13 protein-coding genes are annotated in these 16,034 nt (G+C 38.7%); 4 read left to right on the top strand and 9 right to left on the bottom strand.

Going from position 1 to position 16,034, the window contains the following annotated elements:
* Positions 1-35: 35 nt before the first annotated feature.
* From glpK to IE339_RS02970, 6 genes are all read right to left on the bottom strand, one after another.
* The gene (gene glpK / locus IE339_RS02995) at positions 36-1,526 is read right to left on the bottom strand and encodes a glycerol kinase GlpK (RefSeq protein ID WP_242173412.1); all 1,491 of its coding nucleotides are present in this window, start codon (positions 1,524-1,526) and stop codon (positions 36-38) included.
* Positions 1,527-1,572: 46 nt separating this feature from the next.
* Positions 1,573-2,388, bottom strand: a complete 816-nt coding sequence (locus IE339_RS02990) for an MIP/aquaporin family protein (protein ID WP_242173410.1) — start codon at positions 2,386-2,388, stop codon at positions 1,573-1,575.
* Between the two features lie 255 nt (positions 2,389-2,643).
* Entirely contained in the window at positions 2,644-3,201 is a 558-nt protein-coding gene (locus IE339_RS02985) for a glycerol-3-phosphate responsive antiterminator (protein WP_242173408.1), read from the bottom strand.
* A 141-nt stretch (positions 3,202-3,342) separates the two neighbouring features.
* Entirely contained in the window at positions 3,343-4,878 is a 1,536-nt protein-coding gene (locus IE339_RS02980) for a GNAT family N-acetyltransferase (protein WP_431522779.1), read from the bottom strand.
* Between the two features lie 162 nt (positions 4,879-5,040).
* A complete protein-coding gene (locus tag IE339_RS02975) occupies positions 5,041-5,841 on the bottom strand; it encodes a L,D-transpeptidase (RefSeq protein WP_242173405.1) in 801 nt (266 codons plus the stop codon).
* A gap of 271 nt (positions 5,842-6,112) precedes the next feature.
* Positions 6,113-6,514 carry a DUF5365 family protein gene (locus IE339_RS02970; RefSeq protein ID WP_242173403.1) on the bottom strand — a complete coding sequence of 134 codons (402 nt, stop codon included), beginning with the start codon at positions 6,512-6,514 and terminating at the stop codon, positions 6,113-6,115.
* A 260-nt stretch (positions 6,515-6,774) separates the two neighbouring features.
* On the opposite strand from IE339_RS02970, the gene IE339_RS02965 reads away from it, so the two are divergent.
* Positions 6,775-7,701, top strand: coding sequence for an RluA family pseudouridine synthase (locus tag IE339_RS02965; protein WP_242173401.1), 927 nt, complete (start codon positions 6,775-6,777; stop codon positions 7,699-7,701).
* 36 nt (positions 7,702-7,737) lie between these two features.
* Here the strand turns inward: IE339_RS02965 and IE339_RS02960 are convergent, their stop codons facing one another.
* On the bottom strand, positions 7,738-8,568 hold the full coding sequence (locus IE339_RS02960) for an aldo/keto reductase (RefSeq protein WP_242173399.1): 831 nt from the start codon (positions 8,566-8,568) through the stop codon (positions 7,738-7,740).
* Positions 8,569-8,978: 410 nt separating this feature from the next.
* On the opposite strand from IE339_RS02960, the gene IE339_RS02955 reads away from it, so the two are divergent.
* Positions 8,979-11,519 (top strand): glycoside hydrolase family 31 protein, encoded by a 2,541-nt coding sequence (locus IE339_RS02955; RefSeq protein WP_242173397.1) that lies wholly within the window; start codon positions 8,979-8,981, stop codon positions 11,517-11,519.
* A 98-nt stretch (positions 11,520-11,617) separates the two neighbouring features.
* Here IE339_RS02955 and IE339_RS02950 read toward each other — a convergent pair whose 3' ends face one another.
* Positions 11,618-12,010: a DoxX family protein gene (locus IE339_RS02950; RefSeq protein WP_053400674.1), complete on the bottom strand. Its 393-nt coding sequence runs from the start codon at positions 12,008-12,010 to the stop codon at positions 11,618-11,620.
* A gap of 363 nt (positions 12,011-12,373) precedes the next feature.
* Between IE339_RS02950 and IE339_RS02945 the strand changes: the two genes are divergently transcribed.
* The gene (locus IE339_RS02945) at positions 12,374-13,330 is read left to right on the top strand and encodes an L-lactate dehydrogenase (protein WP_242173396.1); all 957 of its coding nucleotides are present in this window, start codon (positions 12,374-12,376) and stop codon (positions 13,328-13,330) included.
* Positions 13,331-13,360: 30 nt separating this feature from the next.
* Here IE339_RS02945 and bioB read toward each other — a convergent pair whose 3' ends face one another.
* Positions 13,361-14,359 (bottom strand): biotin synthase BioB, encoded by a 999-nt coding sequence (gene bioB, locus IE339_RS02940; protein ID WP_242173394.1) that lies wholly within the window; start codon positions 14,357-14,359, stop codon positions 13,361-13,363.
* A 298-nt stretch (positions 14,360-14,657) separates the two neighbouring features.
* Here bioB and IE339_RS02935 point away from each other — a divergent pair, with 298 nt between their 5' ends.
* On the top strand, positions 14,658-15,971 hold the full coding sequence (locus tag IE339_RS02935) for an APC family permease (RefSeq protein ID WP_242173392.1): 1,314 nt from the start codon (positions 14,658-14,660) through the stop codon (positions 15,969-15,971).
* The last annotated feature ends 63 nt before the right edge of the window (positions 15,972-16,034 follow it).

Raw genomic sequence — 16,034 nt, 5'->3', positions numbered from 1 at the left:
ATTCATTTCTACTTGCAAAGGTTTTTTACCCGTTCTTATTTAAATGCCATTGTCGCTTGCACGGCTTTTTTCCATCCGCTATATAGCTCTTCGCGTTTTTCTTCTTCCATGTCTGGCTCAAATGATTTTTCCATGTTCCATTGCTTAGCGATTTCTTCTTTATCTTTCCAGTAGCCTACAGCTAAACCAGCAAGATAAGCTGCCCCAAGAGCCGTTGTTTCGTTTACAACTGGACGCTCAACTGGAACGTTTAATAAATCGCTTTGGAACTGAACGAGGAAGTTATTCTTAACCGCGCCACCATCAACACGCAGTGTTTTTAAACTAATACCTGAGTCCGCTTCCATTGCGGCTAATACATCTTTTGTTTGATACGCAAGAGATTCAAGCGTAGCACGAACGAAGTGTTCCTTTTTCGTGCCGCGTGTAATTCCAAACATCGCACCGCGCACGTCACTATCCCAATAAGGTGTTCCAAGTCCAACAAAGGCAGGTACTAAATAGACGCCTTCTGTTGACTCAACACGCTTTGCATAGCGCTCAGATTCTTTCGCATCTTTGAACATTCTTAAGCCATCACGCAGCCATTGAATAGCTGAACCCGCAACGAAGATACTTCCTTCTAAAGCATATTCAACTTTCCCATCGATGCCCCACGCAATCGTTGTTAAGAGGCCATGCTCAGATTTTACGGCTTTTTCTCCCGTATTCATCAGCATGAAGCACCCTGTTCCGTACGTATTTTTAGCCATTCCTTCTTCATAACAAGCCTGACCAAATAGCGCCGCTTGCTGATCCCCAGCTGCCCCTGCAATTGGAATATTACGACCGAAGAAATGATATTCCGTTGTTTCACCATATACTTCTGAAGACGGTTTCACTTCTGGAAGCATAGATTTTGGAACACCTAAAATGTCTAATAGCTCATCATCCCATTTTAAATCATAGATGTTGAACATTAACGTACGTGATGCATTCGAGTAATCTGTTACGTGCGCTTTTCCACCTGAAAGCTTCCAAATGAGCCATGTATCAATTGTTCCAAATAATAGCTCACCGTTATCCGCTTTCTCTCTAGCGCCCTCTACATTGTCAAGGATCCATTTTACTTTTGTTCCTGAAAAATAAGCGTCAATTAACAAACCTGTTTTCTCACGGATAGTATTCTCATGTCCCTGCTGTTTTAATTCCTCGCAAATTCCTGCTGTTTGACGAGACTGCCAAACAATTGCGTTATGCACCGGACGACCTGTTTCTTTTTCCCATACTACCGTTGTTTCACGTTGATTTGTAATCCCAATTCCTGCAATTTGTTCAGGAGTTGTACCTGATTCAGATAAACAAGATGCAATAACAGATAAGATAGAACCCCATATTTCGTTCGCATTGTGCTCTACCCAACCAGACTTAGGAAAATATTGCTTGAACTCTTTTTGAGCTGTATGCACAATTTCTCCTTGCTTGTTGAATAAAATCGCACGTGAGCTAGTTGTACCTTGGTCAAGTGATAAAATATATTTTTCCATTTTAATTCCCCCAATTTTAGAAATTAATCATTATTTATTAGTTGGTTTATTTTGCAAGAGCTTTTGTTGTCTCTTTACTTTTTGTAAGAGCAAACGCAATCCCTAAAACTACTACCATTATAATAACAACTGGCCAGAAATAAGTAGTCATATTTTCTTTGAATACGGCTTGATAAAATACGGCTGCGAATGCTCCGCCCAGGATTGGTCCGATGACTGGGATTAACGCATAGCCCCAGTTGGATCCACCTTTACCTGCGATCGGTAGTAATGCATGTGCGATACGTGGTCCTAAATCCCTTGCTGGGTTGATCGCATAACCTGTTGTACCACCTAAAGAAAGACCAATACTTACGATTAAAAATCCTACTACTAATGGGTTTAATCCCTCTGTAAATTTATTTGCTCCGATTGCCATGATGCCTAAAACTAAAACAAATGTACCAATAATTTCACTTAATAAGTTTGCAAATGGATTTGGAATAGCTGGTCCTGTAGAGAACACGCCTAGCTTAGCTCCTGGATCTTCCGTCGCTCTCCAGTGAGGTAGATATTGAAGATACACAAGACATGCACCTAAAAATGCCCCTAAAAACTGTCCTAGAATATACATAGGAACTTGATCCCAAGCAAAATCTCCAGCAATTGCAAGACCAATTGTTAGTGCTGGATTCAAATGTGCTCCACTAATGCCTCCAACAGCATAAGCGGCCATCGCTACCCCTAAACCCCAACCAAATGTAATAACGATCCAGCCAGAATTTTCAGCGAAGGATTTTTTCAATGCTGTACCTGCACAAACCCCTCCACCTAGTATAATTAGAATCATTGTTCCTACGACTTCTCCCCAAAATGGACTCATGTTATTTCCCCCTATCTGTAAACGGTTACAGTGCTGATTATAAAAAATGCTGGACCAGAAAAACAAAAATCCACAATATCTCTTCACATATATAGTACTGCTAATACTAATACGCTAACATATTGTGGATCTCCAGTTTCTCCGTCACATGTATTAACTTATGAACATAGAATACTAGATATTGAAAGCGGTGTCAAACGATTTTAAGGAATTTGACCTATACCGTTTTTTGCCATTCACATCTATGAAGACAAGTTAATTGAATGTCACGTCCCACAATTCTTTGTTTGAAGTTGTCACAGCACTCGCACCTGAGGCAAGAGCCCTTTTCACTTCTTCTTCTGCACGAATCAATCCTCCTGCTAGAACAGGAATTCCCGTTTCTTTGGCCACTTCTTCAATAAAGGAAGGAATTACTCCAGGTAAAAGCTCAATATAATCAGGCTGAACTTTTTTTAACAGGGAATAGCTTTTTTCTAATGCAGTCGTATCCAATAGAAACACACGCTGAATGGCATAGACACCTTTTTGCTTAGCCCGAACAATAACGGAACTTCTTGTTGAAATTAATCCTGCAGGCTTTAATTCCTGACACAAGTAATCCACTGCATGCTCATCGTGTTTAATTCCTTGAATGAGGTCTACGTGAAGCATAAGCTTTTTTCCATGCGCTTTTGCTTCTCTCATAATGCCTTTTAGCTGACCCAACTGACTATCTAAAAGAACACCATATTCAAACTGACTTTTTAAAAATCGTTCAAACTGCTTCATATCACGTACAGCAGGTAAGATATGCTGATCATGAAAAACCATTTACTATCACTCCAATTTTTGCTGAACCTCTTAAAACGCTTCTCTACATATTATCATTAAATAGCGCCGTTATTATGATAAAAGAGAAAGAAACCTCTATTTTTTTGGTTTCTTTCTCTTTTTTATTCAACAAACAGAGAGTTATTTTTTATACTGAACGTTGTAGACATCGTGGCGTCTGTCTTTCAGCTGGCGGACGGTGCCTGATTGACGCTGGCGACGGAGGATTTCTAAATCAACGTCTCCAATGACAACCATTTCAATATTTGGATTACATTCTCCTACGATTCCATCACGTGCATACTCAAAATCAGACGGTGCAAAGATGGCTGATTGAGCGTACTGAATGTCCATATTTTCTACCTGAGGGAGATTCCCAACGGTTCCGGCGATTACCGTATAAATTTGGTTTTCAACGGCCCGAGCTTGTGCACAATAACGAACGCGAAGGTAGCCTTGGCGATCCTCGGTATTAAAAGGTGTAAAGATGATGTTGGCTCCTTTTTCAGCTGCAATACGAGCCAACTCAGGAAATTCGATATCGTAACAAATTTGAATGGCGATTTTTCCACAGTCCGTATCAAATACTTCTACTTTATCTCCTGGACTAATTCCCCACCACTTTCGCTCGTTCGGTGTAATATGAATTTTATACTGTTGCTCAATTGTTCCGTCACGGCGGAAGAGGTAACCAATGTTATAAATTTCTTCATCCTCTTCAACAAAGTGGGAGCCTCCAATAATATTGACATTGTACTTAATCGCTAAATTAGTAAAAAGCTCAATGTATTCTTCTGTAAACTCCGTCACTCTTCGGACAGCCTGACTTGGGACTTTTTCATCCAGGAAGGACATGAGCTGCGTTGTGAAAATTTCCGGGAATACACAAAAGTCTGCACGCGCATCGTAAGCGACATCTGTATAGTATTCCACTTGTTTAGCAAATTCTTCGAACGAACTAATTTGCTTCATCATGTACTGCACAACACAAATTCGCACCGGAAAAGACGTTTTAAAGTGTCTCTTCGTTTTAGGAACGTATTCAACGTTATTCCATTCCATCAATGTTGCATATTTATTCGAAGCTAGGTCGTCTGGCAAATAGTTTGGATTGATCCGCATTAACGTAAATCCATTCATCAATTGAAAAGACAGAACTGGATCATAAATGTTGTGGTGCATTACTTGGTCAACATATTCTCTTGGAGAGAGCTCCTCTGAATGCTTGTGGAACTTTGGAATTCTTCCTCCAATAATGATGCTTTTTAAATTCAGCTGTCTTGCTAAATCTTTTCTTGCTTCATATAAGCGGCGACCAATTTTCATTCCACGATAATCTGGGTGAACCATCACTTCAATTCCATACATATTGTAGCCATCTGGATTATGGTTGGTGATGTATCCTTCATCTGTAATATCGTCCCACGTGTGTTGATCATCGTATTCATCAAAGTTAATCACTAAGCTTGAGCACGATCCGATAATTTTTCCGTCGTACTCTGCACAAAACTGCCCCTCAGGGAATATATGTAAATGACTTTCTAAATGATCTCGCTTCCATGGCACCATGCCTGGAAAACAGATTTTTTGGAGAGCTAAAATTTCATCAATATCTTCGTTTTTAATGTTTCGGATAATCATTTTTTTTTCAAATCTAGACAGATCAATTGTCGACATAATGAAACATTCCTTTCGTTAACATCGTAATGTATATTTCCCTATTTTCTGAACTTTAAACTTTTGTCATTAGGAGGTATACATAAAAAAAAAAGAACCCCTTATTCGCCATTTATAGCGAGCAATCGGATTCATGAAATGATGTTAGATATGAAAAAGGGTTTACTTTACTTTTGCTAAAATACTTCCTGGTATATACTGAACGGCCACTTGATTCGGTGAATATTCAACATAAGCAGTTCCTGATATAAATAATTTCGTTGGATTGCTAGTACGATCTACTTTATAAATACCAAACACACCGCTTTTTCCTAACGTTTTAACAACAACTACTTTACCGTCTTTGCCGACCTGCTTAAGCGCAGCGTTTTGTTTCAATGTAACAAACCCTACCTGTCCCTTCTTAACTGGCTTTCCGTCATAACAAACTCCTTTACAAGAAGAAGCAACAGCATAGCCGCTTTTCTTTGAAATGTCCTCAAAGCTTTGCGCTTTAAAATAGCCAATGGTTACCTTTGTTGGAACTTTTACTCGTTCAAACAACCACCTTACGTCTTTGTTATGCATACGTACACAGCCAGAGCTTGCGTACTTCCCTATTGAACTTTCGTTATTCGTTCCATGAATGCCGTACGTATTGCCATATGTACCGCGCGCTTCAATCCCGAACCAGCGATCTCCTAATGGATTTTTAGGGCTTCCCCCAGGAATATTTTTGCTATAATAAGGGCGATTTTTAATTTTATTTACGATATTAAAGGTTCCTTCTGGCGTATAACTTGGACTTCTACCTGTGGCAACATTAAATTCTTTTACGAGCTTTCCATTCTCAAAAAACGCGAGCTTGTTAGTAGACTTATTAATAATAAGCCATTGATTAGAGGTAGCCGCCTTAGATTGCATGCCTCCTACACTTAAAACAAGCAGTACCAAAGCTAGTAAACTGACAAACAGCTTTTTCATCTTCTTGATCCCCCTAGCTATTCGATTAGTTGACACTTTCCTTTGAGGCTTCACCTGTTATACTGCCTAGAAGTTTGATGCTTCTCTATCGTTCTCATCTCTAGTCTATGAACGTTCAAAAAGCGTTTTAATATATCGATTATAAACGACATTATTTGGTAAAAGAAGTGTTTTGATCAAAGAAGACAAAATAATCCAAATAAACAAAAAATACGTGTTCACTTTTCGACAAAAAGAACTATGTCGAGCGAAACCGCGCTCAACATAGCTCTTAATTAATTGCATACTGATAAGAGTAAGAGTCTCCGTAATCATAATGAAGACGATCGCTTACAAAATATTCAATTGTTAATGGAAAGAAAAAGCCGTATTCCTTTAATTTTCGACTGTTATGCTCAAAGAGCAGGCGTGCACGGTCATTGACATTTTGAGACCGAAGAGACTCAATTACACTAATTAAAACTTGTAAACTGCTAACAATATGTAACGCTTCCTCAAGTAGCCCATTATATCTATTTACAGGACTTGCTTGTGGATCTAATACATTCATGCTAAGAAAATATGTGCATTCATCTGGAGTTAAATAGGAAGGCATAATCGTGTATTTTATATATTCTGTTAATTCGTCTATGTATGCCTCTATTTCTGGAGGTGCAGCAAGCGCAATTTTCAATGTAATCACCCTTTTAAATTACTTTTTCTGTAAGTAGGTATAGGATATCATAAAACCTCATTCTAGAACGTAGGTAGTTATTTCCTACTATTTTGAACGGTTTATAAACACCTTTATATACCTAATCTTATTGCCTTTTTAGCCGTTCTTTCCCGATCTCTGTTAGATTTAGGAAAGTAACTAGCACAATGCTAACAATGTATTCACCTACTATATCGGTTATACTAGAAAAATGATTAGAATTTTAAATAGGTGGTTTCATGATGAATAGAAAAGGTAACTGGTTGGAGCTTATTCTCTCAACGACTAATGAGTTAACAATTGAAGAATGGTTAAAAAAAACGTGGCCTGTTCCAAAAAAACTTTTACATAAATGGCGTATGGAAAAGTCCGTTCGCTTAAACGGAGAGACCGTGCCATGGCAAACGAAAGTCTCAAAAGGCGATAGATTAGAAGTTCAGGTATTTGCAGACGAGGAGCATTCGGTTACTCCTTTTTATGCAGATTTAGATATTCGGTTTGAAGATGATCATTTGCTTGTCGTCAACAAGCCTGCGGGAATGGACACGCATCCCTCTGACGAAGATGATGACCAGACGCTTACAAATGCTGTGGCCTTTCACTTCTTAACAGAAGGCCTCTCTCTAAAGCCAAGGCACGTTCATCGTCTTGATCGTGACACTTCTGGAGCGCTCTTATTCGCCAAGCACCACCTTGCTAGTGCGATCTTAGATGGGATGCTTGAGAAGAGACAGATCAAACGCACCTACATTGCAGTTGCAGAAGGAATTATTAAGACAAATAAAGGCATCATTAAAGAGCCTATCGGTAAAGACCGACATCATTCCACTAGACGACGTGTATCAGAGAATGGTGTAAAAGCCATCACTCATTATAAAGTGTTAAAGCGGGATCATGAAAGGCAGCAAACTTTAGTAGAACTGTCACTTGAAACTGGACGAACTCATCAAATTCGTGTTCATCTTAGTCATCTCGGACATCCTCTAGCAGGCGATGTTCTGTATGGAGGAAAACAGAATGCGTCTACTACACAACAGGCTCTTCACGCAATAAAACTAGCCTTTCCTCATCCATTTACGAATGAGAGCATTAGCGTATTAGCTCCGACTTCCGATGAGGTATTTCTTCCCTATCAATCGATCATTGAGAAGCAGTTTTTTGAATAACAAAAAAAGCAGGCCGAGGCCTGCTTTTTCATTAGATTAAAAATCAAAATTGTCCGGATCTGGACCTACGCGTCGGTCTTCATTTAACGCCTCGATCTTGCTCATATCATCTTGTGATAATTCAAAATCAAAGATATCTGCGTTTTGAATAATGCGTTGCTCTTTTACAGACTTAGGAATTGTCACTACTTCTGTTTGCAGATCCCAACGTAAAATGACCTGTGCCACAGACTTATTGTGCTTTTTCGCGATTTCTTGAAGTACTTCGTTATCTAATAGTTCTCCTTGCATTAACGGAGACCACGCTTCAAGCTGAATTCCTTGTGCTTTACAGAAGCTACGTAGCTCATTTTGAGATAAACGTGGATGATACTCTACTTGGTTCACCATCGGTTTAATTTCTGCATCTTCTAACAGATCTTGTAAATGATGTACGTGGAAGTTACTTACACCAATTGCACGAACACGGCCGTCTTTGTAAAGCTTTTCTAACGCTTTCCATGTCTCTTTGTATTTCCCTTCAACAGGCCAGTGAATAAGGTATAGATCAATGTAATCTAATCCCAATTTATTGATGCTTGTTTCGAATGCTTCTAGAGTTGATTCATATCCTTGATCAGCATTCCAAACTTTTGTTGTAATAAACAGGTCTTCTCTTGCAACATTGGCTTCCTTAAGTGCTTGTCCAACGCCCTCTTCATTGCCGTATACAGCTGCTGTATCAATGCTACGATATCCAGCTTTAAGTGCGTATTTTACAGAGTCAACAACTTCTTGTCCCTCTTCAACTTTAAATACGCCTAATCCAAACCAAGGCATTTTCACGCCGTTATGTAGCGTTGTTGTATCTGTTAAACTTTTAACCATGTAAAAAAACCTCCTCAGTAATCGTTGTCTTTATTATTTTTGCACATCTCATTCTTTTCACAAAGTAATTTGCTTTGCCTCAATAAGTGAAAATATACCCTGTAAAAAAGCAAATCAAACGTTATTGTTTGTAAAATTAACCACTATTATTACGAAGTGTTGCAATTCATCATGCTTTACACCTACTTAATTTGATAATTTGTAAATGACTAGGTAAAGATATTTATTTTAACTTTCAGAAAAAAACCGGTTCCACTAAAAAGTGTGTCGCTTTCATCGTTGATCTTATCACCTCAGTAGGTCTATTGCGTTATTGTTTTCTAATAGAAAATGCCATGTTGACAGCTTTTTAAGCGGTGGCTATAGTAATCACGGGTTCAACAAAACTTATTACACTTAGAGGTGACAGAATGGGCATTTCAACAAAGAACAAAGCGCTTAAAGTTTTTGCATCGCTAGCTGTTGCAACAAGTATTTCAGTATCAGCAGCACTTCCCTCAGCACTTGCTGTAACGCAGCCAGAGGCAGATACTCCGCTACAAAAGGATCATCTTCAAAAACTTTCTGTAAAGGGCATACAGAAGCTTCCTAACGGAGTAAAGCTTGATCTTGGTACAAATGATGCTTACATACGCGTATTTGCAAAAGATTTAGTAAAAGTTTCCGTCGTTAAAAAAGGGGAAAAAGATCCTACTTCTCGCGGAATTGCCAAAACGAATTGGAAAACTCCTAAATTCTCGCTGAAGAATAAGGGAACTGATCTCATCCTTTCAACAGAAGAGCTAAACGTGTCTATTAAAACGAAGCCGTTCGGCGTAAAGTTTATGGACAAGCAAGGAAATGTCATTAACGAAGATTACATGGGTAACGGTTCGACGTCTGGGTATGAAGACGGAAAGCCATATGTATTTAAGAAAACACAAGAAGGCGAGAACTTTTACGGATTTGGTGAACAAGCTGGCCTTGATTTAAATAAACGTGGAAAAAGCCTAGGAATGTGGAACACGGACGCTTATTCATACACAAAAGATACGAAATATGTCTACACAACTATCCCCTTCTTTATGGGCTTAAAGGATAAAAAAGCATACGGAATTTTCTTCGATAACACTCACCGCTCTTATTATGAGATGGCAAGTGAATCAGATGATTATTACTACTTCTATGCGAACGGTGGGAGCTTAACCTATTACTTTGCTTACGGTCCGCAAATTAGTGACGTATTAGATCGCTACACGCAATTAACGGGTAAAATGGAAGTTCCTGCGGAATGGACGCTAGGTCTACATCAAAGTAAATGGGGCTATACGCCTGAAGAAATCGTGAATGTAGCCAAAACATACCGCGATAAAAAAATCCCGCTAGATACAATGCACTTCGACATTGATTACATGAACGAACATCGTGTATTCACATGGGATGAAAATTATAAAAAAGCGCTAAAAGACTTAAAAGCAATGCCTGGATTTAAAGCAATTGCAATTAATGATCCTGGTGTTAAAGTTGATGAAAATTACGACGTATACAAAGAAGGTACCGCAAAAGATTACTGGGCTAAAAACGCAGACGGTACACCGTTTGTCGGTCCCGTTTGGGCTGGGGACTCCGTATTCCCTGATTTCTCAAAAAAAGAAGTACGTGACTGGTGGTCTAAAAAGCATAGCGTGCTTTTAAATGAGGGTATTGACGGAATGTGGAATGATATGAATGAACCTGCTGTATTTGTTGACAACGATACACAGCATCATACAATGCCACTAGACGCCTATTTCGGTACAGAAGACCACAAAATTCCGCATACGGAATACCACAATCAGTACGGACATGATGAAAACGAAGCAACATATAACGCGTTTAAGGTAAATAAACCTGGAACACGTCCATTTGTTCTGACGCGTGATATGTATGCAGGATCTCAGCGCTGGGCCGCTTTATGGACAGGAGATAACGCTTCAACGTGGGAGCACCTACAAATGTCTCTTCCGATGAATATGAACATTGGTCTTTCCGGTGTCGCGTTTGTTGGAAATGATATCGGTGGATTTGCACAACGTCCAACACCAGAAATGTATGCTCGTTGGATTGAAGTTGGCGCTTTCCTACCATTCTCTCGTATTCACTACGATAGTGACGCAAAAGCAGCCGTAAAACAAGGTCAAGAACCGTGGGCATTCGGTCCAGAAATTGAAAAAATCAGTAAAAAGTATATTGAAATGCGCTATCAGTTACTTCCATACTTATATAACGAATTTAAAGAAGCAGCGGATACTGGAAAACCAGTACAACAGCCGCTTGTATATCAATTCCAAAATGATGAAAAGACGTATAACATTAGCGACCAATACATGTTTGGTGATTCAATGATGTTAGCTCCAGTTGTAAAAGAAGGCCAAACACAGCGCGACATTTATTTACCTCGTGGTACGAAATGGATCAACTACTGGACTGGTCAAGAATACAATGGTGGACAAACGATTTCACAAAACGTTGCTTTAGGTGATTTACCTATTTTTGTGAAGAAGAATTCGATGATTCCAACGCGTGACGTTCAGCAATATACAGATGAGAAGCCATTAACAAACCTTATCTTAGACACTTATTTAGATCAAAAAGCATCCTACACGTTCTATGAAGATGATGGAAAGACTTATCAATATAAACAAGGTAAATTCAATCAGACGAATCTGAGTGTACTACGTCAAGGTAAAAATGTAGTGTTTACGCAACAGAAGATGGCAAAAGGATATGAATCAAAACTTAAGCAATATACGCTAAAGCTACACACAGTGAATAAGCCGGTAAAAGTACAAGCAGGCAACCAAAAGTACACGGCCGTTCAAACATTAGCAGAAAATCAGAAGAAATCTCGCTCATACTTCTATGATAACAAGAATGATATTCTTTACGTTAACATTCCTGTAGATGAACAGAGCTCCGTTCGAATCAAATAAACAAAGTCAGAGGGAAAAAGCGAATCATTTCGTCTCCTCCCCCACTTTTATACACAAAAAGAGCATGGAGAAATGAATCTCCATGCTCTTTTTGCTTATTAATAAGTAGATTCTTTTGTAAATAGTTTATCGATTGATAATACTTTACTGCCTGAGATGACAAGATAAAGTGCCATTGCTAATAGAGCCAGGTCAAGCTCGTAGCCCCCAACAAATCCTGCTGAGAACTTCACCGTAATCATTGCGCCAAGCATTACAATAAATAGCAATGCTGATACCCAACGTGTGCCTAGACCTAGAATTAATAGTAAGCCTCCTACTAATTCAATAATAGCCACTACATAAGCTAAAGATCCTGGAATTCCGACACTGTTGAAAAAACCTACCGTATTGCTAATTCCGTCTTGGAATTTCGTTAAACCGTGAATAAAAAAGGTAATTCCTAGCACGATTCGAATAAATAAACCTGCTACTTCGTAACGTTTGTTCATGATTTCCTCCTAAAAATAAATAATTTCAAATAAATACATATCAACTCGAATGAGTAAACCTTTACTATAATATCCTATCATTTACTATATTTTCAATTAAATTATTGTTATTTCAAGATTTATGAATGAAAAATAATTAAAAATACCTAGAGTTCAATGTGTTTATTTTATTACATATCTTGAAATGTAATATCTCGAAACAAAGATTATTATATGTAAGATATGTGAATCTGTCAAACGCCTTTTCAAAACATGTTCAATAATTTGTATTAATTTCGTATGTTTTTTGTAACAAAATCCCTTATTTACCAATGTTATAATAAATATGTAGTTAAAATGAGGCTTACAGAAAGGTGATAACTTATGGGTAAGCAATATCTTTCTAAAACTCGAAAAGTGGCTGTAATCGGTACCGGATTCGTCGGATCAAGCTATGCATTTTCGCTTGTCAATCAAGGACTAGTAAATGAACTTGTGCTAATTGACGCAAACAAGGAAAAAGCGCTCGGAGAAGCTCTTGACATGAATCACGCTGTTCCCTTTGGTAATCCTCTCACCATTTCAGCTGGTGACTATGAAGATTGCAAAGACGCAGATGTCGTTGTCATTACTGCAGGCGCTAATCAGGCGCCTGGAGAAACTCGTTTGGATTTATCAGAGAAAAATATCGACATTTTCAAAAAAATCGTCCCTGCCATCATGGAAAGTGGATTTTCAGGAATTCTGATGGTCGCAACGAACCCTGTTGACATTCTATCCTACGTTACGTGGCAGCTATCTGGATTACCGAAAGAAAGAGTTATTGGATCTGGAACAATATTGGATACAGCAAGATTTCGCTATTTACTAAGTGATTACTTTCACATCGACCCTCGAAACGTTCATGCCTATATTATAGGCGAGCATGGTGATACAGAATTGCCCGTTTGGAGTCATGCTCAAATTGGAGGCGTGCCAATTCAGCAATTTTTAAATGGTGTAGAAGCACCTCTTCATCCAGATATGCAACAGCTCTTCGTTAATGTAAGAGATGCCGCCTATCAGATCATTAATCGTAAAGGAGCAACCTATTACGGCATTGCGATGGGACTCGTTCGTCTTACAAGAGCGATCTTGAATAATGAACAATCCATTCTAACCGTTTCTACGCTCTTAGAAGGCCAATACGGTATAGATAACGTCTACATAGGGGTGCCTGCCGTTATAAATAAGGACGGGATTCAGCGCATTATAGAACTATCACTAAGCGAGAAAGAACAAGCTCAATTACTTCATTCTGCTGACACATTAAAGTCTCGTTACCCAGAAAAAGCAAAATAAAGCAGGAGACGGCCTTGTGACCGTCTCCTTTTATAATGCACATTCCTCAATTTCAAATCCTAAGTCTTCTATTAACTGCCAATCATCCGTAGGCTCCTGTCCTTCTGTTGTTAAATAATCGCCCACAAAAATTGAATTAGCTGCATATAACCCGAGCGGCTGTAATCCCCTTAGATTTACTTCCCGTCCCCCTGAAATTCGAATTTCCTTAGTTGGATTTACAAACCGCATCATTGCAAGAATTTTCAAGCACTGTAGGGGGGTTAATTCTTTTGTTCCTTCTAATGGTGTCTTCTCGACTGCTACTAAAAAATTACATGGAATGGAGTCAGCATCCAGTCGGTTTAATTCAAATGCAATGTCAACGACTTGGTCAAGCGTCTCACCCATTCCAAATATGGCGCCGGAGCATGGTGAGATACCAGCATCTTTTGCATGATTAACCGTCTCTACCCGATCTTCATATGTATGAGTAGAACAAATACTTTCGTAGTGATCAGCATGTGTATTCAAATTATGGTTGTAGCGATGAACACCTGCTTCTGCCAAACGTGAAGCTTGATCCTCATTTAAAAATCCAAGACAACAGCATATTTTTAAATCCGTTTGTTCTCTGATCTCTTTAACTGCTCCAATGACATGATTGACTTCGCGGTCTGTCGGCTTTCTACCTGATGCTACAATGCAATACGTACCTGCTTTTCGTCGTTTTGCTTCATATGCTCCTTCTACGATTTTCTCCTTCGTCAACCAGGCATACTTATCAATAGGGGCCTCAGATACAATCGACTGTGAGCAATAGCCACAATCTTCAGGGCAAAGACCTGATTTCGTATTAATGATCATGTTTAACTTTACTTTATTACTAAAATAATGATGACGTATTTGATAAGCGGCATCCATTAATTGCAGAATATCTTTGTTTGGAGAAGTTAAAATGGACCGGGCATTCTCTTTTGAAATCTTCGTTCCATTTATCACTCCCTCAGCCAATTCGCTCCAATTCATTTTCTTTGCTACTGTCTCCATTCTACCTCACCCCATCGAACTAATTTTTTATGTACCTACTTATATGTAAACTTAATATATAAAAAAGTTAACATTAAGCTGAATTTATGTCAATTATTTCATAAATCATTTCTAAACAAACGTTTGTTTGAAGTCGTTTTTTCCGTTATCTTTCAAAGGATTAGAGAATCTCTAATGCTCTACTACCCGTGTGATCAGCACTCGAGAAAAAAGTCAGCACTCGGGAAAAACAATTCTTTTTAAAAGAATAATAATAATTTATAATTTATTATTATTCATACGAAATGAGGTACACACTTTGTCATCAACTGATTACTTTGCAAAAAAACTTAAGCTCTGGCACATTGTTGTGATTGGATTAGGTTACATGGCGCCAATGGCAGTCTTCGATACATTCGGAATTGTGACAGATTCGACGAATGGACACGTTTCAGGTGCATATACGTTCACTCTCATTGCCATTTTGTTTACAGCCTTTAGCTACGGAAAAATGGTACGAGCATTTCCGAACGCAGGGTCTTCCTATACATATGTTCAGCAATCCATCAATCCGAGTGTTGGTTTTTTAGTTGGCTGGGCTGCAATGTTAGATTACTTGTTTCTTCCTATGATTAATGCGCTGTTAACGAATATCTATTTATCAGCGTTATTTCCAAACGTTCCGAAGTCTGTATGGATTCTAACATTTATTGTCATCATGACGTTGCTGAATATTTTTAGCGTTCAAGTAGCGGTGTCATTCGGCGGTATTCTTGTACTTTTTCAAGTCATCGTAGCGATTGTTTTTATTGTTTTAAGCTCCACTCAATCATACGGTTCATGGTCGTTTACTCCCTTTGCGAGTGGAAACTTATCTGCTTCTCTTCTACTAAACGGAGCTTCTATTTTATGCTTTTCGTTTTTAGGATTTGATGCAGTCACAACACTATCAGAGGAAACAATAGATGCAAAAAGAACGGTTCCAAAAGGTATCCTGCTTGTTGCACTCATTGGAGGTATTTTGTTTATCGCTGTTTCTTATTTTGCACAATTACTTTTTCCTTCTGCGGATCAGTTTAAAGATCTCGAGGGTGCTTCTGCCGAGATTGCATATTCGTTAGGTGGGAAGCTATTTCAATCCATCTTTGTAGCAGCCGCTCTTACGTCAACGATTGCTTCTGGATTAGCTTCTCACATGAGCGCCTCCCGTCTTCTCTTTGCGATGGGAAGAGACGGGTATTTGCCACGTGAAATTTTTGGATATGTGAATCCGAAGACAAAAACGCCCATTTGGAACATTCTCTTTGTCGGGGCCATTTCATGTACTTCCTTGTTCTTAACACTGGAATCGGCCACTTCACTAATTAATTTCGGAGCTCTAGTCGCTTTTAGCGCAGTGAATATTGCCGTATTCGCTCATTATTTTTTACGACAAAAACGTCATACGTTCACATCCATTATTCAACATGCTGTATTTCCATGCTTTGGGCTTTTGTTCATTCTTTTCTTATGGTTTCATTTAGAAAAACATTCCCTGCTAATAGGAGTTATCTGGTCGTTTATCGGCACCATTTATTTGCTTGTGGCCAGACGTTCGAAAAATCTTAGCATTCCTACCTTCCATTTTGATTAACGACCTATATTAAATAAACAAAAAAAGGTAGAAGATCCGCGGATCTTCTACCTTTTTTTGCTA

Source organism: Priestia koreensis, from assembly GCF_022646885.1.
In the GTDB taxonomy this organism is placed as follows: Bacteria; Bacillota; Bacilli; order Bacillales; family Bacillaceae_H; genus Bacillus_AG; species Bacillus_AG koreensis_A.
The sequence above is the reverse complement of the archived record's forward strand: the minus strand, read 5'-3'. Positions and strand labels throughout refer to the sequence as shown.

What these genes read in the sequence shown, in the direction of transcription:
- IE339_RS02990 (WP_242173410.1), bottom strand. Translation starts at nt 2,388, where the DNA reads ATGAGTCCATTTTGGGGAGAAGTCGTAGGAACAATGATTCTAATTATA.
- IE339_RS02965 (WP_242173401.1), top strand. Translation starts at nt 6,775, where the DNA reads ATGATGAATAGAAAAGGTAACTGGTTGGAGCTTATTCTCTCAACGACT.
- IE339_RS02960 (WP_242173399.1), bottom strand. Translation starts at nt 8,568, where the DNA reads ATGGTTAAAAGTTTAACAGATACAACAACGCTACATAACGGCGTGAAA.
- IE339_RS02945 (WP_242173396.1), top strand. Translation starts at nt 12,374, where the DNA reads ATGGGTAAGCAATATCTTTCTAAAACTCGAAAAGTGGCTGTAATCGGT.
- glpK (WP_242173412.1), bottom strand. Translation starts at nt 1,526, where the DNA reads ATGGAAAAATATATTTTATCACTTGACCAAGGTACAACTAGCTCACGT.
- bioB (WP_242173394.1), bottom strand. Translation starts at nt 14,359, where the DNA reads ATGGAGACAGTAGCAAAGAAAATGAATTGGAGCGAATTGGCTGAGGGA.
- IE339_RS02955 (WP_242173397.1), top strand. Translation starts at nt 8,979, where the DNA reads ATGGGCATTTCAACAAAGAACAAAGCGCTTAAAGTTTTTGCATCGCTA.
- IE339_RS02980 (WP_431522779.1), bottom strand. Translation starts at nt 4,878, where the DNA reads ATGTCGACAATTGATCTGTCTAGATTTGAAAAAAAAATGATTATCCGA.
- IE339_RS02985 (WP_242173408.1), bottom strand. Translation starts at nt 3,201, where the DNA reads ATGGTTTTTCATGATCAGCATATCTTACCTGCTGTACGTGATATGAAG.
- IE339_RS02950 (WP_053400674.1), bottom strand. Translation starts at nt 12,010, where the DNA reads ATGAACAAACGTTACGAAGTAGCAGGTTTATTTATTCGAATCGTGCTA.
- IE339_RS02975 (WP_242173405.1), bottom strand. Translation starts at nt 5,841, where the DNA reads ATGAAAAAGCTGTTTGTCAGTTTACTAGCTTTGGTACTGCTTGTTTTA.